Below are 20,131 nucleotides of genomic sequence, written 5' to 3'. Positions count from 1 at the left end.
TGAAGACCCTGTAGCCGCTACAGAGTCAAGCCGTCCCTTAAACGTCCCTTAAACCGTCCCTTTCGGAAACGGTCCGGTATCGGGGAACAGCAGCTCGAACTCGGTCAGCCCCTCCTGGCTGCGCACGGACACGCTCCCCCCATGCAGCCGCATGATCGAATCGACGATCGCCAGGCCCAGCCCGGTGGAGGTCGCCGAATTGCGCCGCGACGGATCGGCGCGGAAGAATCGCCCAAAGAGCTGCGGCAGGGCCTCCGCCTCGATGGCGGGCCCCGCGTTGGCGATGGAAATGCCCGTATGGCCGGGCCGCGCGCGCAGCACGGCCAGCCGGACCGTGCTGCCCACGGGCGCGTGCCGCAGCGCATTGTCGAGCAGGTTCGTGACCGCGCGGCGCAGCAGTGTCTGGTCCGCATTGATCATGGCCGCACCCGAGATCGTCAGTGTCAGGTCGCGCTCGGCCGCCACCGCGTCGAAATACTCGGCCACCTTGTCGAGCTCCGCGCGCGCGTCGAGTTGCCGCTGGTCGAGCGCCACCTGCGCGTGGTCGGCGCGCGCGAGGAACAGCATGTTCTCGATCATGCGCGACAGCCGCTCGAACTCCTCGAGATTCGACTCGAGCAGCGCTTCGTATTCGGCGGGGCTGCGCCGCTGCGCGAGCGTGACCTGCGTCTGTCCGACCAGATTGCTGATGGGCGTGCGGAAGTCGTGCGCGAGGTCGGCCGAGAACGTGGAGAGCCGCGTAAAGCTGTCCTGCAGGCGCGCAAGCATGTCGTTGAGCGCGCCGGCGAGTTCGCGCAACTCCTCGGGCGCGTTGCCGACGTCGAGCCGCGTGGCCAGCCGGCTCGTGGTCACGGCCGCGGCGTCATCGGCCATGCGCCGCAGCGGCAGCAGCCCGCGCCGTGCCAGCAGAAAGCCGAGCGCGGCCGCGACGATCGCGCCGCACAGGGTGGCGCCGAGCACCTGCCCGCGATACTCGCGCATCAGCGCGAAACGGGAGCCCGCGTCGCTGAGCACGAGGATCTCCACGGTCCGGCCCGTCGTGCCGACCTCACCCAGCGCGGCCAGCCCGCGCGACGGCGTGCCATTGCGCGGGCGCCATGACTCGAGCATCCCACGGTCGGGCGTCACGTTGGCCGCGTGCACACGCAGGGGCGGCAGCGTCTCGTTGCGCGGGTTGAGGGTGATCAGCGGCTCGCCGTCGCGTGTGCGCACGATCAGGATCAGGCCCTCGTGGCCCATGGCGATATCGGCAAAACGATGGGTGTCCGCGCGGATCTCGGTTTCGCTTTCCACCTCGCGCAGCACGTGCCGCACGCGCAGGACCTCGCTCACGAGCTCGCTGTCCGCATGGCCTTCCAGCTGGCTCTGGAGCGCGCTCGACAGGTAGGCGGCCACGCCGATCAGGATCAGCACGGTCGTCAGTCCATAGGCGAGCGCCAGGCGCGCGGTCAGCGACGACATGCGCCGGCGCAGCCAGTTCATGTGCGCGGTCCGATGCGGCGTCGCGGGAATCTCGTCACTCACGCCGCCCCGCACTCAGGATTCGTCCACGTCGTCGAGTACATAACCCATGCCGCGGCGCGTATGGATCAGCTTGCGCGGGAACGGGTCGTCCACCTTGGCCCGCAGGCGGCGGATCGAGACATCGACCACGTTGGTATTGCTGTCGAAGTTCATGTCCCACACCTGCGAGGCGATGAGGGAGCGCGACAGGACTTCGCCGCGCCGGCGCGCCAGCAGTTGCAGCAGCGCGAACTCCTTGGACGTGAGGTCGATACGCTGGCCCGCGCGCGTCACGCGGCGGCGGATCGCGTCGATCTGGAGGTCGGCCACTTCCATGAACTCGCTCTCGCGCAGCGGGCCGCGGCGCAGGATCGTGCGGATGCGCATGACCAGTTCCGCGAACGCGAACGGCTTGACCATATAGTCGTCGGCGCCGAGCTCGAGGCCTTTCAGCCGGTCCGACAGTTCGTCGCGCGCGGTCAGGCACAGCACGGGGGTGTCCTTGTCGCGCCGCAGTTCGCGCAGCACCTGCCAGCCATCCACGACCGGGAGCATCACGTCGAGCACGATCAGGTCGTAGTGATGCTCTCGCGCATGCGCGAGTCCATCGACGCCATCGCGCGCGAGGTCGGCCACGAAGCCGGATTCGGTCAGTCCCTTCAGCAGGTAATCGCCCGCCTTGGGTTCGTCTTCCACGATCAGGATGCGCATTGACAATCACTCATTGGCACTTTGCCCTTCCATCATAGGCAGCGTGCCCGTGTTTCCGTTGTTCAGAACCGCACGATAGCCGAGGAATCGCCGGGAGGGCCATACATTGCAGAAATGTCACGTTCCGGCGCCGTTTCTATCCGTGCAAACCCGGTACAATGCCCGCTGTCCTTTTCGCGCATCTTGCTCCGGTTTCTGCCGCCTGTAATGAAACGTCTGTTCGCCAGTTTCCTGTTGTGTCTTGCCATGTTCGCGCTCCCGATCCAGGGTGCCGCGGCGGCAGTCATGATGGTGTGCAGCGCGGCGGAAGCGGCGGGCCTGTCGATGACGGAGCGCCATGCGGCCGTCAAGGCGGAAGCCGAGGCGGAGATCGGCATCGATGCCACGCACGCGCATTGCCATATGCAGGGCGTCAGCGAAGCCGAGGACCAGCCGGTCTGGCACGATGCCGGCGACAAGGACCGCGATGGCAGTGCCTCCGCGCTGCCGATCGGCACGCATGCTTCGCATGCCGGCCATCATGCCGGTGGCATGTGCAGCGCGTGTGCGGCCTGTGCGGCCGGTGCGATGCTGCTGCCTGAAATTCCCGCCGTGGCGCTGATTCACCAGCGTCATGCCGCACCGCTCGCGGCGCCTGCCGCATTCGCGAGCTACCTCCCCCTGCCGGCCGAGCGCCCGCCTACTCCCGTCTGCTGACACCCGAGGTGCGTCCATCGCACGCACGGCGCGCCTGAGTTGCGCGCGGTGCGGGGCCGCTGGCTGCGCCTGCATGCGTTCGCTCTCCGGCGGACGTGCTCCTGTTGGTCTCGCTGACGCGTTGCACGCGTCGCCCTGAACTCGAGGTCTTTCATGCAAGCCATGCGTCTTTTGGCAATTGCCAGCCTGATGCTGTCCGCCGCCGCGCACGCCGCGGCACAGCCGTCTGGCACGGCCGGCGCGCCCGATCCGCTCGACCCGCGCGCGCCGGTGCCGCCCTTGCCCGCCGTCGGTGCGCTCGACGGCTACATCCCATTCGCGCCCGCGGCCATCGCCGGCTGGCGCCAGTCGAACACGCGTGTCGCATCGTCAATGCCCTCGCATGCGGGCCACAACATGGCCACCGCGCCCGACCCACACGCGGGCCACAACATGACCACCGCGCCCGACCCACACGCGGGCCACAACGTGACCGCCGCACCCGACCCACACGCGGGCCACAACATGACCGCCGCGCCCGACCCACACGCGGGTCATAACATGACCGCCGCACCCGATCCACACGCGGGCCACAACGTGACCACCGCGCCCGACCCACACGCGGGCCACAACATGACCAGCGCGCCCGACCCACACGCGGGCCACAACATGACCAGCGCACCCGACCCACACGCGGGTCATAACATGACCGCCGCACCCGATCCACACGCGGGCCACAACGTGACCACCGCGCCCGACCCACACGCGGGCCACAACATGTCCGCCGCACCCGACCCACACGCGGGCCACAACATGACCGCCGCACCCGATCCGCATGCGGGTCACAACATGAGCCCCGCGCCCGATTCCCACGCGGGTCACGACATGAGCGCCGCACCGGACGCGCATGCCGGTCATAACATGACCACCGCGCCCGATCCGCATGCGGGTCATAACATGACCGCCGCACCCGATCCACATGCGGGCCATGACATGGGCGCCGCGCCGGACCCATACGCGGGTCACGATATGGGCGCCCCATCGGATCCACACGCGGGCCATGACATGGGCGCCCCATCGGATCCACGCGCGGGTCACGATATGGGCGCCCCATCGGATCCACGCGCGGGCCATGACATGGGCGCCCCATCGGATCCACACGCGGGTCACGCGACGAGCGGGCATGACGCGCATACCGGTCATACCTCCCCCATGCAGGAGCCCCCGCATGCCCACTAAAACCCTCACCACCCTCCTCTCCGCCGCCCTGCTCGCCGGCTGCGCGCAGTTCTCGTCCGACGGCGGCTTCACCCCCGTCGCCGACACCGCGCGCGAACGCCTCGGCAAGGACGCCGCATGGCTCCGCACCGACGACGACCGCAGTGCCGCGCGCACCCGAACCCGCGAATTGCTTGCCGCGCCGCTCGACGCCGACGCCGCCATCCAGGTCGCGCTGCTCAACAGCCCCGCGCTGCAAGCGAGCTTCGCCAATCTCGGCATCGCCGAAGCCGACTACGTGCAAGCCACCCGCCTGCCCAACCCCGGCTTCTCGTTCAGCCGCAAAAGCGGCGACGACGTGCTCAAGATCGACCGCGCGGTCACCATCGGCGTCATGAACCTGCTGGCGCTCCCCTTTGCCGCGCGCATCGAGGACAGCCGCTTCGCCCAGGCCCGCCTGCAGGCCGCCGACGCCGTCCTGCGGCATGCCGAAGTCACGCGCCGCGCGTGGGTAGAGGCCGTCGCCGCCGAACAGGCCATGCGCTATGCCGAACAGGTCCGCCGCACCGCCGAAACCGGCGCGCTGTTCGCCCGCGACATGGCCCGCGCCGGCAATATGAGCGCACTCGACCACGCCCGCGAGCAGGCGTTCTACGCCGACGCCGCCGCGCAACTCGCGCGCGCCCGCGAACGCACGGTCTCCGCGCGCGAACGCCTCACGCGCCAGCTCGGCCTGTGGGGCGACGACGCCCAGCAGTACCGCCTGCCGGAGCGTCTGCCCGACCTCCCCGGCACCCGCCCGGAAATGCAGGACCTCGAGAGCTATGCCATTGCGCAGCGCCTCGACCTGCAGGCGGGCCGCGCGCAGCTGGAAAGCCTCGCGCGCTCGCTCGGCCTGACGCGCGCCACGCGCTTCGTGAGCGTGATCGACGTCGGCTACCTGCACAACAGCGACAACGGCCGCCGCGAAACGGGCTACGGCATCGATATCGAGGTACCGCTGTTCGACTGGGGCACGGCGCGCGTCGCCCGCGCCGAAGCCGTGTACACGCAGGCCGCCGCGCAACTCGCGGACCGCGCGATCGCCGCGCGCTCGTCGGTACGCGAACGGTACGCGTCGTACCAGGCGCGCTACGACGTCGCACGCCACTATCGCGACGAGGTCGTGCCGCTGCGCAAGCGCATCGGCAACGAACACCTGCTGCGCTACAACGGCATGCTGCTCAGCGTGTTCGAACTGCTGGCCGATGCGCGCGACCAGATCGCGGCCGTCAACGGCTACCTCGACGCCCAGCGCGATTACTGGCTCGCCGACGCGGAACTGCGCGGCGCGCTGGGTGGCACATTCGGCGGCCGCCTGCCCGACGGCCCCACCTCCAACGAACAACGATGACCATGGTCTCCCGACGTCAATTTCTCGGCGGCTCCGCCGCCGCCATGCTGGGCGCCGCGATGGTCTCGCGCGCCGGCGCCGCCGCGCTGCCCGAGGCACCGCTGCAGCAAAGCCCGACCATGCAACCGCCGCTCGCGCCGTCGAACGGCCGCCCCTATCAACCCGTGGCCACGCTCAACGGCTGGACGCTCCCCTGGCGCATGCGCAACGGCTGGAAGGAATTCCACCTCGTGGCCGAGCCCGTCGAACGCGAAATGGCGCCCGGCATGACCGCGCACCTGTGGGGCTACAACGGACAAAGCCCTGGACCGACGATCGAATGCGTGGAAGGCGACCGCGTGCGCATCTTCGTCACGAACAAGCTGCCCGAACACACGACCGTGCACTGGCACGGCGTGATCCTGCCCGCGGGCATGGACGGCGTGGGCGGCCTCTCGCAGCCGCATATCCCGCCGGGCAAGACCTTCGTCTACGAATTCGAGATGAAACACGCGGGCACCTACATGTACCACCCGCATTCGGACGAGATGGTGCAGATGGCCATGGGCATGATGGGCTTTATCGTCGTGCATCCGCGCGACAGCCGCCGCATGCGCGTGGACCGCGACTTCGTGTTCCTGATCGCGTCCTACGCGATCGACCCCGGCACCTATACGCCGCGCGTCGCGGAGATGACCGACTTCAATATGTGGACGTGGAACAGCCGCGTGTTTCCGGGCATCGACACGCTACCGGTACGGCTCGGCGATCGCGTGCGCATTCGCGTGGGCAACCTGACGATGACCAACCATCCGATCCATCTGCACGGTCATCGCTTCGAGGTCACGGGCACCGATGGCGGATGGGTACCGCCGTCGGCGCGCTGGCCCGAGGTGACCACCGACGTGGCCGTGGGCCAGATGCGCGCGATCGAGTTCATCGCCGACAACCCCGGCGACTGGGCCTTCCACTGCCACAAGGCGCACCACACGATGAATGCCATGGGGCATGACATGCCCACCATGATCGGCGTGCCGCAGAAGGACCTGGCCAGCCGCATGAGCGCGCTGGTGCCCGACTACATGGCGATGGGAGAGTCCGGCATGGCGGACATGGGCGCGATGAAGATGCCGCTGCCCGAGAACACGCTGCCGATGATGTCGGGCCAGGGCCCGTTCGGTCCGATCGAGATGGGCGGCATGTTCACCACGCTGAAGGTGCGCGAGGGACTCGCGGCCAACGACTATCGCGATCCGGGCTGGTACCGGCACCCGAAGGGCACCGTGGCGTTCGAATATACGGAAGCTCAGTCGACGCGATAGAAGTCGATGGACTGGCCCGCGTTGACGGCGCGCTGGAGCCAGTCCGGGTACTCGCCCGTGCCGTCCCAGGTCTGCCCCATCGCATTGCGGTAGAGCGCCGTGGCGCGCGCGGGCGCGACGGCCTTGATCTCTTTCTCTTCGCCCTCGTCGTGGGATTCGCCATCCGCGTCCGCGGCATCGATATCCGCAAAGCATCCGGCCTCGACCAGATCTTCGAAGGTCAGACCATGATGTTCCATCTGCTCGTGGATCCAGGTCACGGCGGCTTGCTTGGCGGAATCTGACTCGGACATGACTGTATGCGGGGCCCGCGTGTGGGAGCGGGCGAATGAAAACGGGAAAACGGGATACCGGAGATTGGGAAATCTGGGGGGGAACCTCAGAACCAGAATCCGAACGACCGGCGATGCGAGAAGAACGCGAAACATTCTACCGCGTGTTGGCGCCGGAGTCCCCTCGCGAGTGGGGTCAAGAACGCGAGAATCGCTGCCGTGCCATGCGCGCGGCCTCAATCGTCTTCCATCTTTGTCAATCCTGACAAATTTTGCGGCATGACAGCATTGTCATGGCGCAGTCATGCTCGCGTGGCCGGCCGATTCGTAGACTGTGTTCGTGGGTCGGTGCAGTGCCGGCCCGCAGACGAAGCGAATACCAACAGGAGTCAACGATGCGAAATCTCAGGCATGTCTTGCTGTCCACCACTCTGCTCGCCACGCTGGCCGGCACGGCCGGCATCGCGAGCGCGGCCGGTGCGGGCACGCGCACCGCCGATCCCTACCTCGACGGTGCCCGCACGGGCGCGCGAGACATCTATACCGACGGCGCCCGCGCCGTGAACGACCAGCGCAGCCCGTTCACCGACGGCGCGCGCGGCGTGCACGATCAGCGCGACCCGTTCACGCGGGGTGCGTAATCCCTTCGGCGGGCTCGCGCGCCCGCAGGGTGTGATCGGCCGAAGCCGGAAATTGTTCGGCGGGCATGGGCCTGCCGAACAGATACCCTTGTAGCGCGTCGCAGCCCAGCCCCGCGAGAAACTCGCGCTGCGCGGCAGTTTCCACCCCCTCGGCCACCACCTGCAGGTTCAGTGTGCGTCCCAGTGCGACGATCGCCGACACGATGGCCGCATCTTCCGAGTCTTCCTCCAGCTCCCGCACGAAGCCGCGATCGATCTTCAGTTCGCTCGCGGGAATGCGCTTGAGGTGCAACAGGCTCGAGTAACCGGTACCGAAATCGTCGATCGCGATGCGCACGCCCATGTCGTCGAGCCGCGTCAGAATGGCCAGGCTCGTCTCCACATCGCGCATCGCGGTGCTTTCCGTAATCTCGAGCGTCAACGACGGCGGCGGCACGCCATGGTTCGCGAGCGCCTGCGCCACGGCATCGACCATCCCCACATGGCAGAACTGCAAGGCGGACAGGTTGACCGCCATCGACAGCTCGGTCTGCCCGGCCCCATGCCATACCGCCAGCTGGCGGCAGGCTTCGTCGAGCACCCAGTTGCCGATCGGCACGATCGCGCCGGTCTTCTCCGCAAGCGCGATGAACTGGTCCGGCATCAGCAGCCCCTGCACCGGATGATCCCAGCGCAGCAACGCCTCCGCGCCGATCAGCGCGCCGTCGCCCGCCGCATATTTGGGCTGGTAGTGCAGGCGCAGCTGCCCCTGCTTGAGCGCGCCGCGCAGATCCTGCAGCAGCGTCTGCTGCGCGCGGGCCTGATGGTTCATCGACCGCTCGAAGAAGAAGTACGCATTGCGGCCGCTCGCCTTGGCGTGATACATCGCCGCGTCGGCATTGGTCAGCAGCGCGTCCTGATCGGCGCCATCGGTCGGATGCACCGCGATGCCGATGCTGGCCGAGACGTGCAATGTCATGCCGGCCACATAGGCGGGCTCGCGCAGCGCCGCCAGCAGGGACTCGGCAATGACGCCCGCATCCTCGGGCTCGTCCACCCACGCCAGCAGCACGAATTCATCCCCGCCCACGCGAGAGATGGTGTCCTCCGACCGCATGATCGTGCGCAACCGGCCCGCGATTTCCACCAGCAGCGCATCGCCGACGTGGTGACCGTAGCTGTCGTTGATGCCCTTGAAGCCATCGAGGTCGACGAACAGCACCGCGAAACTGCCCTGCTGGCGCATATTGGTCTGAATGGCCTGATTGAAGCGGTCGTCGAGCAATGCGCGGTTGGGCAGGCGCGTGAGCTTGTCGTGCAGCGCGAGGAATTCGAGTTCCTGATTGGCCGCGCCAAGGGCCTCCGCCATGATCGCGGTCCGCATCTCGAGCCGCATGTCGAGCACCGAGGTAATCAGCGCCACCGCGAGCACGCAGATCGTGATGACCAGGATCGGCAGCGCGAGCGACTCGCCGGGCAGGCCCTTGCCCACTGCACCGCAGACGCTGCCCAGCGGAAATTGCGCGGCGGCCATGCCCGTGTAGTGCATCGACGCGATCGCGCCCCCCATGATCACCGCGGCGCCCAGGCGCAGCTGATGCACGCGCGGCATGTTCCGGCGCAGCTGGAATGCGATCCAGAGCGCCGCGGCCGATGCGCCCACGGCGAGCAGCACGGAAAGCGCGAACAGCGACGGGTTGTAAATAATGCCCGGCTCGATGCGCAGCGCGGCCATGCCCGTGTAATGCATGCTCGCGATCGCACCGCCGAGTATCAGCGCGCCCAGCAGTAACCGTTGCCAAGGCAGGTTGTCGCCGCGCACGAGCCAGAGCGCGAATGCCGATGCGCCGATCGCGATGGCCAGCGACAGGATCGTGATGCCCACATCGTAGGCCAGTGGAATCGGTAACCGGAATGCGAGCATGCCGACGAAGTGCATCGACCAGATGCCCACGCCCATCGCCGTGGCCCCGCCCGCCAGCCAGACGAATGCCTGCAGGCCGCGCGCGGTGGCGATGCGCCCGGTGAGATCGAGCGCCGTATACGACGCGAGGACTGCGACAAGCAGCGAGAACAGGACGAGAAGCGCGTCGTAACTGGAGGACATCATGGGAAAGGCGCGGGACGACAGGTCAATAACGGCAGATCGGCAGCAAACTCGAGCGGCCTGAAACATATCAATACGATGCTTGACATGCAATGCGCCCGCAATACGCAACGTCCGACGATTCCTACACGGCAATCGGCGTGCGTCGGAGAGGCCACGCCATTGGCGGCGCCTATGCTTCAGTCATGGCAGCGAACACAGGAGAACACAACATGTGGAAGCGAATAGCAGGTGCGCTCACCGTGGGCGCTTGTGTGTGGGCGATGTCCGGCTGCACGCTCGGTGGCGCTGCTGCCGGCGGCTATGCAGGCCATGAACTGACCGGCGGCAGCACTGCGGGTACGGTCGGTGGCGCGGTGGTCGGCGGTGTGATCGGCCACGAGCTGGGCAAGTAAAGGGCAAGTAAAGAACAAGCAGGCTGTAACGTTTTCCGCTGTCTGGACGGACGGGCAGGGTCCCCCAGATTTGCGCGGTGTGGCTCTTGATGGGAAGAGTCCACCGCCACCGCCGCGTCGTGCGCTACGTGTTTCATCGCTGAAAGGCGTTACGCTCGACATGTTGTTTCATGACGCGGCGCGTGGGAAACCTCCAAAAGGAAAGCCCCGGGATATCCCGGGGCTTTTTCTTTTTCCGTTTCTATCGCAGCGCGACGTATCACGTGCTAGTAGGACTTCGGCAGGCCCAGCACGCGTTCGGCGATATGGCACAGGATCAGTTGCGCGCTGACCGGTGCGATGCGCGGGATATACGACTCCCGCAGATAGCGCTCCACGTGATACTCGCGCGCATAGCCCATGCCCCCGAGCGTGAGCACCGCCGTCTGGCAGGCCTGATGTGCGGCTTCCGCGGCCAGGTATTTGGCCGCATTGGCTTCCGCGCCGCACGGCTTGCCGTTGTCGTAAAGCCACGCGGCCTTCCACACCATCATGTCCGCGGCTTCGAGCGCCATCCATGCCTGCGCGAGCGGATGCTGAATGCCCTGGTTCTGGCCGATCGGCCGTCCGAATACGGTCCGCTCGCGCGCATAGCGCGTGGCGGCCTCGAGCGCGGCGCGCCCGAGCCCCACCGCTTCCGCCGCGATAAGGATGCGTTCGGGGTTGAGTCCGTGCAGGATGTATTCGAACCCCCTGCCCTCCTCGCCGATGCGATCCGCGGCGGGCACCATCAGCCCGTCGATGAACAGCATGTTCGAGTCGACGGCGCCGCGTCCCATCTTGTCGATCTCGCGCACTTCCACGCGTTCGCGGTCGAGCTTCGTATAGAAGAGGCTCAGCCCCTGCGTGGGCTTGGCCACCTTGTCCAGCGGCGTGGTACGCGCGAGCAGCAGCATGCGCGTGGCCACCTGCGCGGTGGAGATCCAGATCTTGCGGCCATCCACGCGGTACGCGCTGCCATCGGCCGTGGCCACGGCCTGCGTCTTCAGGCGCGTCGTGTCGAGGCCCGCATCGGGCTCGGTCACCGCGAAGCAGGCCTTCTCCTCGCCCGCGATCAGCGGCGGCAACGCGGCCTGTTGCTGCGCCTCGCTGCCGAACACGACCACGGGGTTGAGCCCGAAGACGTTCATATGGATCGCGGACGCGCCCGAGAAACCCGCGCCCGACGCCGACACCGTCTGCATGATCAGCGCGGCTTCCGTGATGCCGAGCCCCGCGCCGCCGTATTGCTCGGGCATCGCGATGCCGAGCCACCCCGCACCCGCCATCGCCTTGTGGAACGCATGCGGAAACTCGTGGCGCGTGTCCAGATCCGCCCAATAATCGGGACCGAAGTCCGCGCACAACTGCGCGACGGCCTCGACGATCGCGTTCTGTTCGGAAGTTCGTTCGAAGTTCATGCGTGTCGCACCCTCTTATTCAGGCTGGATGCCCGCGTCCTTGACGAGCTTCGTCCATTTGACGAGCTCGCTTGCGACGAAGCCCGAGAACTGCTGCGGCGTCTGGCCGAACGCCTCGAAGCCGAGTGCCTCGAAGCGTGGCGCCACCTCCTTGCTGCCGGCGATCTTCGACAGCTCGCGATTGAGCCGCTCCACGATCGGCTGCGGCGTCCTGGCCGGCGCGAACACGCCGTTCCACGACGTGATGTCGAACCCCTTGAGGCCCGGGGTATCGCCGATCGGGGGCAGATCGGGCAGCAGGCGGCTGCGCTGCGCGGTGGTGACCGCGAGCGCGCGCATCTTGCCGGCCTTCACGTTGGCGATGCCGGCCGCCACATCGACGAACATCATCGGCACCTGCCCCGCGATCACGTCCGTCATCGCGGGCGGCGTGCTCTTGTACGGCACGTGCAGCAGATCGATGCCGGCCATGCGGCCCAGCGTCGCGCCGGAGACGATGCCCGTGCTGTTGCCGCTCGCGTACGACATGCCCGGATGCGACTTCGCATAGGCGATGAGCTCGGCCACATTGTTGACGGGCAGCTTCGGGTTGATCACCAGCATGAACGGCAGGTTGCCCATGCGCGCCACCGGCGTGAAATCCTTGATCGGGTCGTACGGCAGCTTCTTCATCAGCGACGGATTCGCCGAATGCGTCGTGTTGGTCGTCATGAACAGCGTGTAGCCGTCCGGTGCCGCCTGCGCGACGAGTTCGGCGGCAATCGCGCCGTTTGCGCCCGGGCGGTTGTCCACCACCACGTTCTGGCCCAGCGCATCGCCGAGTTCTTTTGCCGTGATGCGCGCCACCGCGTCCGTGCCGCTGCCGGCAGCGAACGGCACCACGAGGCGAAGCGGGCGGCTTGGCCAGGCATCGGCGGCGGACGCCGGGGCCGTGACCATCAGGGCCGGGAGCCCGGCGAGCGTAAGGACGGTGGCGGCCAGCAGCCGGCGCACGCGGAAATTCGGCATGGTTGTCTCCAGATGTTGTTGTCGGGGTCCTGTCTCGGACCCTCGCTCGGTCAGCGCATGGGCTCAGGCGGCGGGACGGATCACGCGATCCGGCGATTCCTCGTAAGGGGGGCCGTAGATGACGAGCAGCTTGACCGGTTCTTCGCTGACCACGGTGAATACATGCATCGCATCGGCCGGGAAAAAGCAGCATTCGCCGGGACCCAGCTCGCGCGACTGGCCGTTGACCTCGGCGCGCGCCCGGCCTTCGAGGATGTAGCAGACCTGCTCGATGCCCGGATGCGCATGGGGCAGCGCGCCCTTGCCGCGCTCGATCGTGCCGTGGATGACCTCGATCTGCGTGGCGCCGACGTTCTCGCGCCCGATGATGCGGCGGTTGAGCGTGCCGACGTGGTTGGCGGGGTGGTAGCCCTCGACCTCTTCGGTGCGGACGAAATAGGTGTCAGTCATGGCGCTCGCTTTTTCATGTTTATGAATTCAATTTTATAGATATGAAAAGCAGCGTCAACGGGGTGAACCCTGAGAGACCCGGGAGTGAACCCGGCGTCCTCTCATTTTCGGCTCATTCTGCGTTCCCACAATGGACTCATCCGAGCCGGCGACCTCGCTGACCCAGATAACACCAACACCTCGGAGGTCATCATGACGCAACCCTACGCAGTCCTTGCCGCCAGCGCACTGGCCCTTTCCCTCGTTTCCGGCTGCGCCACGGCCGATGTTGGCTACGGCTACAACTACGACGCCGGCGCCGACTATGCGATGGCACGGCATCCGAACATCGAGCAGGCCAGCTTCCATGCGCAGCAGGCGATCGATCGCATGCAGGCCGCGCAGCGTGCCAACCACTACGACATGAACGGCCACGCGGCCCGCGCCATTGCGCTGCTGCGCGAGGCCCAGTCGGAAATGGAAGCGTCGGCGGTCACGATCACGCGCTGAGTCATCGTTGAGATCGTTTCCGGACTTTGCAGGAGAACCATCATGAAATCGTTCGCGCCCGTCCTTGCCGTCGCCGGCCTGCTGCTGGTCTCGGCCGCCTCCGCCAACTCCGCCTATGCCGCCGAAGGCTGCGGCCCGGGCGGATGGCGTGGGCCGTGGGGCCACTGCCGCTATGCGCGGCCGCCGGTCGTCTACCCGATCGCGGTGCCGGCCCTGCCCGCGGTGACCGTGCGTCCGAACGGCTGCCCGATTGGATTCTGGCGCGGCCCGTGGGGCCACTGCCGCGATACGCCGTACCACGGGCCGCTGCCCGGTGGCGGATGGAAGTGATGGACGACCCGAAACCCAACGATCGCGAAGGAGCCGACGCCATGGCCACGATTCCCCCCGCCCCGGATGCTGGCAGCCGTGCCAGCTGGCAGGCCCGGCTGCTCGTAAGGATGCTGCCACGACTGGTCGCGGCGGGCGTGACGGATGGCGCGACACCGCTGAGCGACGTCCCGGCCTTGCGGGCCCGCACGGAACGGCTCGCCCGGCCGGGAGCGTTCGTCGCTCGTTTGTGGGGCGCGCGGGTGTCGCGGCATGCGGATGGCGAACTCGCGGGCGAGTGGACCGAGCCGGCCGCCCATTCGGGCACCGCGCCTGCATCCGCCCGACCGCCGGGCCAGCCGGCTTCGGCCGATCGGATGGCGGGCATCGCGGCGCGTGGCGGCGGTGCGCGGCCGCCGCCGAACGGCGCGGTGCTCTATCTGCATGGCGGCGCGTTCGCCTTCGGCTCCTCCGCCACCCATCGCGCGGTCACGACGGCGCTCGCGCGCCTGACCAGGCTGCCCGTGCTGTCGCTCGACTACCGCCTCGCCCCCGAGCACCCGTTCCCCTGCGCGCTCGACGACGCCGTGCATGCCTATCGCACGCTGCTGGCGCGCGGCATCGCGCCCTGGTCGATCGTCCTCGCCGGGGACTCCGCCGGCGGCAACCTCGCCCTCGCAACGCTGGTCGCCTTGCGCGACGCGGGCGTCGATCTGCCCGCAGGCGCCGTGCTGTTTTCGCCGTGGGCGGACCTCAGCCACGCAACCCAGCGGAACAGCGGCGCGTTGCCCCTCTCCCAGTCCGCGATGGCCATGGCCACCCGCATGTATCTGGGCGATGGCGGCCAGCCAGTCGCCGACCACGACCTGCCGGCGCTGGCCTCCCCCGCGCATGCCGACCTGCACGGGCTCCCACCGCTGCAGATCCAGATCAGCGACGCGGAGACGATGTATCGCGACGCCCGCCTGCTCGCCTCCCGGTTGCGCCGCGCGGGCAGCGCGGCCGAGCTCGCGATCTGGCATGCGATGCCGCACGCATGGCCATGCTTCGCGCCGTTCCTGCCGGAAGCCCGTGCCGCCCTCCGCCAGGCCGCGACGTTCATCCGCCGCACCACGGGCGTGGCCCTATAATTCGCCGATGAATTCGCCGACGTCCAGACCCCCTGCTGCCTCCGCCAACGTCAAGACCGCCCTGCGCGTCATCGAGATCATCGAGACCTTCGCGCGCGAGCGGCGCGCCCTGTCGCTCTCGGAACTCGCGCGGCTGCTCGCGGTGCCGGCCTCGAGCTGCCTCGCGCTCATCCGCACGCTGACCTCGCTCGGGTATCTGTACGAAACGAGCCGGCGCCAGGGCTACTATCCCACCGGCCGCCTGCTCGCGATGGCGCAGCAGATCGCCCGCCACGACCCCGTGCTCGACCGCGTGCACGACACCATGGCCGAGCTGCGCGAAGCCACCGGCGAAACCATCGTCATCGGCAAGCTGCACGAAGGCCGCGCGGTGCTGTACCTCGACGTCCTCGAATCCCCGCACGCCATTCGCTATATCGCCACCGCCGGCGAAGCGCGCGAACTCCATGCGAACTCCATCGGCAAGGCCCTGCTCGCGGCCATGGACGAAACCGAGCGCGCGGCGCTGCTCGCGCAGTTGCCGCTCGAACGCTTTACGCCGCGCACACTGACCACCACCGACGACATCGAAACGGAACTGCGCGCCTCGCGAGAGCGTGGCGCGTTCGTCAACCTCAGCGAGTCGATGCCGGACGTGGGCGCGCTCGCATGGCCCGTTCGGTTGTCCGGCGAATGCTATGCGATCTCGATCGCGGGCCCCGTGTATCGCATCGAGCCGAATATCGAGCGGTTCTCGGCAATCCTGCGCACCGCATGCGCGACGCTGGAACGCGTGAACTGATCGCCCGCGACCGAAGCCGTCAGCGCGCGGGCAGGATCCGGCCCGCCACCTCGCCAAACCCGACGCGATAGCCATCGCCCTGGCACCATCCCGTCATCACGACCTCGTCACCGTCTTCGAGAAAACCGCGGCGCGCGCCATCGGCCAGCGTCAACGGTTCCGCACCATTGCGCGTGGTCTCCAGCAGGCTGCCGAACGCACCGGGCGTCGTGCCGCTGATCGTGCCCGAGCCCATGAGGTCGCCCACGCGCACGTTGCACCCGGACACCGTGTGGTGCGCCAGCTGCTGCGCCATCGTCCAGTACATCGCACGGAAATTGGTGCGGCACACCGTGGTGGCGTCGGCCGCCCCGGCGGGCTTCAGCGCCACCTCGAGCGCGATGTCGTACGCATTGCGCCCCTGCTGCCGCAGATACGCGAGCGGTTCCGGCGATTGCGCGGGATTGTCGCGGCGGAACGGTTCCAGCGCTTCCATCGTGACGATCCACGGCGAGATCGACGTGCCGAACGACTTGCTGTTGAACGGTCCCAGCGGCACGTACTCCCATTGCTGGATATCGCGCGCGCTCCAGTCGTTGAGCAACACCATGCCGAACATATGCGCGGGGGCATCGGCCACATCGATGGGCTCCCCGAGCGCGGAAGGATGGCCGACGATAAAGCCCATCTCGAGTTCGTAGTCGAGCTTGCGGCACGGCCCGAACACGGGCCGCGCCTCGTTCGGCAGCTTGATCTGTCCATTGGGCCGATGCAGCGGCGTACCGCTGACCACGACCGAGCTCGCGCGGCCGTTGTAGCCGATGGGAATCTCGAGCCAGTTCGGCAGCAGCGCGTTCTCGGGGTCGCGGAACATGCGCCCCACATTGGTCGCGTGCTCGCGCGACGAATAGAAGTCCGTGTAGCCCGGAATATCGACCGGCAGATGCATCGCCGCGCCGGCCATCGGCACAAGCGCGCGCTCGCGCAGCGCCGCATCGCCAGCGAGCGTGGCATCCCCTTCCGACAGCAGCGCCGTCAGCCGCGCGCGCGTCTCGCGCCATGCGGACCGCCCCAGCGCGATAAAGGGATTGAGCGTGGCATGCGCAAACGTGCCGCGCGTGGCGGCCGGCAGCAGGCCCGCCTCGTCGAGCACCGCGAGGTCCAGCACCATCGCACCGATCGCCACGCCCGCGCGCGGCGTACGCTCGGACGTCGAGAAAATGCCGTACGGCAGGTTCTGCAAGGAGAAATGCGTGCGGCCGTCATTGGCCGAGGGAATCCAGCTGAGCGTGGTCATGAAGCGTGTCTCGTGTTCCTGGTATTCAACGCTGCGTCGGGTCGAAATGCTTCCGCAACCCCTGCCAGCACGTGTAGTAGTCCTGCTGCAGCAGCGCGGATTGCGCGGCGTACGGCGTCGGGCGAATGACGGTGGGCGTCTCGAACATAAACGCCATCGTGTCCGTGACATGGTGCGGCGCGCTGGTGTCCGCGCGGCTCGCGCGCTCGAACGTGTCCGCGTCCGGGCCATGGCCGCTCATGCAGTTGTGCAGGCTCGCGCCTCCGGGCATGAAACCCTCGGCCTTGGCATCGTAGACACCGCTGATCAGCCCCATGAATTCGCTGGCCACATTGCGATGGAACCAGGGCGGCCGGAACGTATGCTCGGCGGCGAGCCAGCGCGGGCCGAAGATCACGAAGTCGATCGTATCGACACCCGGCGTATCGGACGGTGCCTGCAGCACGAGGAAGATCGACGGATCGGGATGGTCGTAGCTGATGGAACCGATCGTGTTGAAGCGCCGCAGGTCGTACTTGTACGGCGCGTAGTTGCCATGCCAGGCCACCACGTCCAGCGGCGAGTGGTCGATCTCGGCGCGCCACAGATTGCCCTGAAACCGGGCCACGAGCTCGAACTTCCCTTCGCGATCCTCGTAGCTCGCCACGGGCGAGAGAAAGTCGCGCGGATTGGCGAGGCCATTCGAACCGAGCACGCCGAGGTCGGGCAGCCGGAACAACTGGCCGAAGTTCTCGCAGATATAGCCGCGCGACTCGCCATCGGGCAGCTCCACGCGAAACCGCACACCGCGCGGCATCACGACGATCTCCTGCGGCGCGACCTCGAGCCGCCCCATCTCGGTGGCGACGAGCAAACGGCCCAGCTGCGGCACGATCAGCATCTCGCCATCGGCGTTGTAGAAGAAGCGGTCGATCATCGGCCGGTTGGCCAGATAGAGATGGATGCCGCAGCCCGTGAAGTCGGCCGGACCGCCATTGCCCGCCATGGTGACGATGCCATCCACGAAATCCGTCGGCGCGGACGGCATGGCCGGCGGACTCCACCGCAGCTGGTTCGGCGTGGGCGGCACCTCGTCGAAACGGCTGACCCACCGCGACGCGTCCATGCGGACGAACGGCCGGTGCATCGCGCCCGGCCGGATGCGATACAGCCAGCTGCGGCGGTTGTGCGCGCGCGGCGCCGTGAATGCCGTACCGGAGATCTGCTCCGCGTACAGCCCGTAGGGCACCCGCTGCGGCGAGTTCTGGCCTTCCGGCAATGCCCCCGGCAGGGCTTCGGTCGCGAACTCGTTCGCGAAGCCCGACTGATAGCGCAGGTCGCTTGCATCGCTCATGGCGGCATCTCCCGAATTACGTATTGATTAACGAATTTCGCTAATCGTAATTTTGACGGCGAGGCGTGTCAAATCCCGGTGGGGGTGAGGAAATGAAACGGGGCGTGAAAAGCGGAAGGGAACGCGTAACGGAACGCGTAAGGGAACGCGTAAGGGAACGCAGACTGGAAGGCGAGACGATGCGGCGCGGACGAAACCCACGCGGCACGGTGCAGCACGAGGCGGCAGCGACGCCGCCGGCGCGCGAGGCACCGGCGAACGACGACAATAGTCACCAGGCCGCCCGGAGGCGGCGCCGGGCATTACAGGGGCTTGTGGCCTTCGCCGGTAGCGGAACCGGCGCCAAAGCCGCCAGACGACGGCGCGGAGCCCGAAGGCGTGCCGCCCGACGGTGCGGGCTGGCCAGCCATCGAGGCTGCCGTGACGCCGCCATTGCGGCTGGCAATGAATGCATTCACGTCTGCGGCCAGATGCTGAGGCGCTAACACCACCTCGAGCCCCAGCGCCTCGCACGCGGCGAGGAACGTGGACATACGCGGATCGGCTTGACCCGATTCCGCCCGCAAATAGGCTTCCCGGGAAATCCCGGCCTTACGGGCGACGTCCTCCTGCTTGAGCTTGCGCGCACGGCGCAACGCCCGCAGTTGCCGGAACGGTTCGCTAGCGCCTCTTGGCACGGCTGTACTGTTCATGTCGGTCTCCAGTCACCAGTCAAAAAAAAGTGCGCGGACGTGCATTCGAGTATAGAGCACGTAAAGCGTTCCGTAGGTCCTTTGCGAAACACTTTTGCAGATTTCCTATGATGGCGCTTTCCGGTCTTCCGGGCTCTAGTCCGAAAGGCGTACACAGCACAACATTGGCCTGCGCACACACACTAACGGGGATGTCTGCTTTGCGTTGACGTCACATAAGTATTGTCGAAGTGTGCAGTAAGGCAAGTTGACAAACCGACCGGTCGTGCTAATCTGCACCGCATGCAGAAAGGCCAACTCACCCGCACCGCGATCATCGAACAGGCCCTGGCGTCCGCCAGCAAGGTCGGCTTCGAGCAGTTGTCGCTTGCCACGCTCGCGGCCGACACCCACATGTCGAAGAGCGGCCTCTACGCCCATTTCAAGTCGAAGGAAGCGCTGCAGGAGGCGGTACTCGAACGTGCCGTGGAGCGCTTCGGCGAGATCGTCGTGCAGCCCGCGATGCGCGCGCCGCGCGGTGTCCCGCGCCTGCAGACGCTGTTCGACGGATATCTCGAATGGGTGGGCGGCACGGTCACGGGCGGACGCTGCCTGTTCATGGCGCTGGCACAGGAATACCGCGACCGTCCGGGCGCCATCCGGGACCTGGTGGTCCAGGCGCTCAAGGACTGGCACGGCACCATCGCGCGCGTGATTCGCGATGCAATCGAAGACGGCGCGATTCGCGCCGACGTGGAACCGCGCCAGTTCGCATTCGACATGGTGGGCATCGGCATGTCGTTCCAGACCTCGTTCAAGCTGCTGGGCCGCGACGATGCGCAGGCCATGGCGCGCCACGCGTTCGCGCGCCTGCTCGCCGATGCGGGGACCCCCGCGCGCATACCCGCGACCGGCGCGCACTGACACCGAAACCCCGCGCGCCAGGGCGCGCGCGCGGGGCTTCCAAAGGCATTCTTGCCGCATTTTGTTGCCCTAAAAATAGCACGACTGGTCGGTCGCAAAATGCAAAAAAATGCGTCGGCGATGGCG

Annotated in this window: 21 protein-coding genes; 11 read left to right on the top strand and 10 right to left on the bottom strand. The window is 67.3% G+C overall.

Annotated features, from left to right (window positions below; all coding sequences use genetic code 11):
- Positions 1-48 precede the first annotated feature (48 nt).
- Together FOB72_RS30290 and FOB72_RS30285 are read right to left on the bottom strand one after the other, a co-directional pair.
- Complete coding sequence (locus FOB72_RS30290; protein WP_150377581.1) at positions 49-1,482, bottom strand: heavy metal sensor histidine kinase; 1,434 nt, start codon at positions 1,480-1,482, stop codon at positions 49-51.
- Positions 1,483-1,536: 54 nt separating this feature from the next.
- Positions 1,537-2,214, bottom strand: coding sequence for a heavy metal response regulator transcription factor (locus FOB72_RS30285; RefSeq protein ID WP_150376922.1), 678 nt, complete (start codon positions 2,212-2,214; stop codon positions 1,537-1,539).
- A gap of 207 nt (positions 2,215-2,421) precedes the next feature.
- On the opposite strand from FOB72_RS30285, the gene FOB72_RS30280 reads away from it, so the two are divergent.
- From FOB72_RS30280 to FOB72_RS30265, 4 genes are all read left to right on the top strand, one after another.
- Positions 2,422-2,910: a hypothetical protein gene (locus tag FOB72_RS30280; protein WP_150376921.1), complete on the top strand. Its 489-nt coding sequence runs from the start codon at positions 2,422-2,424 to the stop codon at positions 2,908-2,910.
- Positions 2,911-3,063: 153 nt separating this feature from the next.
- Complete coding sequence (locus FOB72_RS30275) at positions 3,064-4,128, top strand: hypothetical protein (protein WP_150376920.1); 1,065 nt, start codon at positions 3,064-3,066, stop codon at positions 4,126-4,128.
- The gene (locus tag FOB72_RS30270; protein WP_150376919.1) at positions 4,118-5,500 is read left to right on the top strand and encodes a TolC family protein; all 1,383 of its coding nucleotides are present in this window, start codon (positions 4,118-4,120) and stop codon (positions 5,498-5,500) included. The genes FOB72_RS30275 and FOB72_RS30270 overlap by 11 nt, the downstream gene beginning before the upstream one ends.
- Before the next feature lie 2 nt (positions 5,501-5,502).
- Positions 5,503-6,801 (top strand): copper oxidase, encoded by a 1,299-nt coding sequence (locus FOB72_RS30265; protein WP_150377579.1) that lies wholly within the window; start codon positions 5,503-5,505, stop codon positions 6,799-6,801.
- Here the strand turns inward: FOB72_RS30265 and FOB72_RS30260 are convergent.
- Entirely contained in the window at positions 6,786-7,094 is a 309-nt protein-coding gene (locus tag FOB72_RS30260; protein ID WP_150376918.1) for an H-NS family nucleoid-associated regulatory protein, read from the bottom strand. The genes FOB72_RS30265 and FOB72_RS30260 overlap by 16 nt on opposite strands.
- A gap of 374 nt (positions 7,095-7,468) precedes the next feature.
- Between FOB72_RS30260 and FOB72_RS30255 the strand changes: the two genes are divergently transcribed.
- Positions 7,469-7,714 carry a copper resistance protein CopQ gene (locus tag FOB72_RS30255; RefSeq protein ID WP_150376917.1) on the top strand — a complete coding sequence of 82 codons (246 nt, stop codon included), beginning with the start codon at positions 7,469-7,471 and terminating at the stop codon, positions 7,712-7,714.
- On the opposite strand, the gene FOB72_RS30250 is transcribed toward FOB72_RS30255, so the two are convergent.
- Positions 7,698-9,803, bottom strand: coding sequence for a putative bifunctional diguanylate cyclase/phosphodiesterase (locus FOB72_RS30250; protein WP_150376916.1), 2,106 nt, complete (start codon positions 9,801-9,803; stop codon positions 7,698-7,700). The genes FOB72_RS30255 and FOB72_RS30250 overlap by 17 nt on opposite strands.
- A gap of 209 nt (positions 9,804-10,012) precedes the next feature.
- Between FOB72_RS30250 and FOB72_RS30245 the strand changes: the two genes are divergently transcribed.
- Positions 10,013-10,195, top strand: a complete 183-nt coding sequence (locus FOB72_RS30245; protein WP_150376915.1) for a glycine zipper 2TM domain-containing protein — start codon at positions 10,013-10,015, stop codon at positions 10,193-10,195.
- A gap of 266 nt (positions 10,196-10,461) precedes the next feature.
- Here the strand turns inward: FOB72_RS30245 and FOB72_RS30240 are convergent, their stop codons facing one another.
- The 3 genes from FOB72_RS30240 to FOB72_RS30230 form a co-directional block, all read right to left on the bottom strand.
- Entirely contained in the window at positions 10,462-11,634 is a 1,173-nt protein-coding gene (locus FOB72_RS30240; RefSeq protein WP_150376914.1) for an acyl-CoA dehydrogenase family protein, read from the bottom strand.
- 15 nt (positions 11,635-11,649) lie between these two features.
- On the bottom strand, positions 11,650-12,642 hold the full coding sequence (locus tag FOB72_RS30235; RefSeq protein ID WP_150376913.1) for a Bug family tripartite tricarboxylate transporter substrate binding protein: 993 nt from the start codon (positions 12,640-12,642) through the stop codon (positions 11,650-11,652).
- Between the two features lie 63 nt (positions 12,643-12,705).
- Entirely contained in the window at positions 12,706-13,092 is a 387-nt protein-coding gene (locus FOB72_RS30230; protein WP_150376912.1) for a cupin domain-containing protein, read from the bottom strand.
- Positions 13,093-13,284: 192 nt separating this feature from the next.
- Here FOB72_RS30230 and FOB72_RS30225 point away from each other — a divergent pair, with 192 nt between their 5' ends.
- Genes FOB72_RS30225 through FOB72_RS30210 form a run of 4 tightly spaced genes read left to right on the top strand, consistent with a single transcriptional unit; the run spans position 13,285 to position 15,801 of the window.
- The gene (locus tag FOB72_RS30225) at positions 13,285-13,581 is read left to right on the top strand and encodes a hypothetical protein (protein WP_150376911.1); all 297 of its coding nucleotides are present in this window, start codon (positions 13,285-13,287) and stop codon (positions 13,579-13,581) included.
- Between the two features lie 42 nt (positions 13,582-13,623).
- Positions 13,624-13,911: a GCG_CRPN prefix-to-repeats domain-containing protein gene (locus FOB72_RS30220; protein WP_191002311.1), complete on the top strand. Its 288-nt coding sequence runs from the start codon at positions 13,624-13,626 to the stop codon at positions 13,909-13,911.
- Positions 13,912-13,952: 41 nt separating this feature from the next.
- On the top strand, positions 13,953-15,020 hold the full coding sequence (locus tag FOB72_RS30215; protein WP_150376910.1) for an alpha/beta hydrolase: 1,068 nt from the start codon (positions 13,953-13,955) through the stop codon (positions 15,018-15,020).
- 7 nt (positions 15,021-15,027) lie between these two features.
- Complete coding sequence (locus tag FOB72_RS30210; RefSeq protein ID WP_150376909.1) at positions 15,028-15,801, top strand: IclR family transcriptional regulator; 774 nt, start codon at positions 15,028-15,030, stop codon at positions 15,799-15,801.
- A gap of 19 nt (positions 15,802-15,820) precedes the next feature.
- On the opposite strand, the gene fahA is transcribed toward FOB72_RS30210, so the two are convergent.
- The 3 genes from fahA to FOB72_RS30195 all read right to left on the bottom strand — a co-directional run bounded on the left by fahA (position 15,821) and on the right by FOB72_RS30195 (position 19,102).
- The gene (gene fahA, locus FOB72_RS30205; protein ID WP_150376908.1) at positions 15,821-17,077 is read right to left on the bottom strand and encodes a fumarylacetoacetase; all 1,257 of its coding nucleotides are present in this window, start codon (positions 17,075-17,077) and stop codon (positions 15,821-15,823) included.
- 25 nt (positions 17,078-17,102) lie between these two features.
- Positions 17,103-18,410, bottom strand: coding sequence for a homogentisate 1,2-dioxygenase (gene hmgA, locus FOB72_RS30200; protein WP_150376907.1), 1,308 nt, complete (start codon positions 18,408-18,410; stop codon positions 17,103-17,105).
- A 302-nt stretch (positions 18,411-18,712) separates the two neighbouring features.
- Complete coding sequence (locus FOB72_RS30195) at positions 18,713-19,102, bottom strand: helix-turn-helix domain-containing protein (RefSeq protein ID WP_150376906.1); 390 nt, start codon at positions 19,100-19,102, stop codon at positions 18,713-18,715.
- A 282-nt stretch (positions 19,103-19,384) separates the two neighbouring features.
- On the opposite strand from FOB72_RS30195, the gene FOB72_RS30190 reads away from it, so the two are divergent.
- A complete protein-coding gene (locus tag FOB72_RS30190; RefSeq protein WP_150376905.1) occupies positions 19,385-20,005 on the top strand; it encodes a TetR/AcrR family transcriptional regulator in 621 nt (206 codons plus the stop codon).
- The last annotated feature ends 126 nt before the right edge of the window (positions 20,006-20,131 follow it).

Source organism: Cupriavidus pauculus, assembly GCF_008693385.1.
Lineage (GTDB): Bacteria > Pseudomonadota > Gammaproteobacteria > Burkholderiales > Burkholderiaceae > Cupriavidus > Cupriavidus pauculus_D.
Note: the sequence above shows the minus strand (reverse complement) of the source record. Positions and strands in the feature narration are given on the sequence as shown.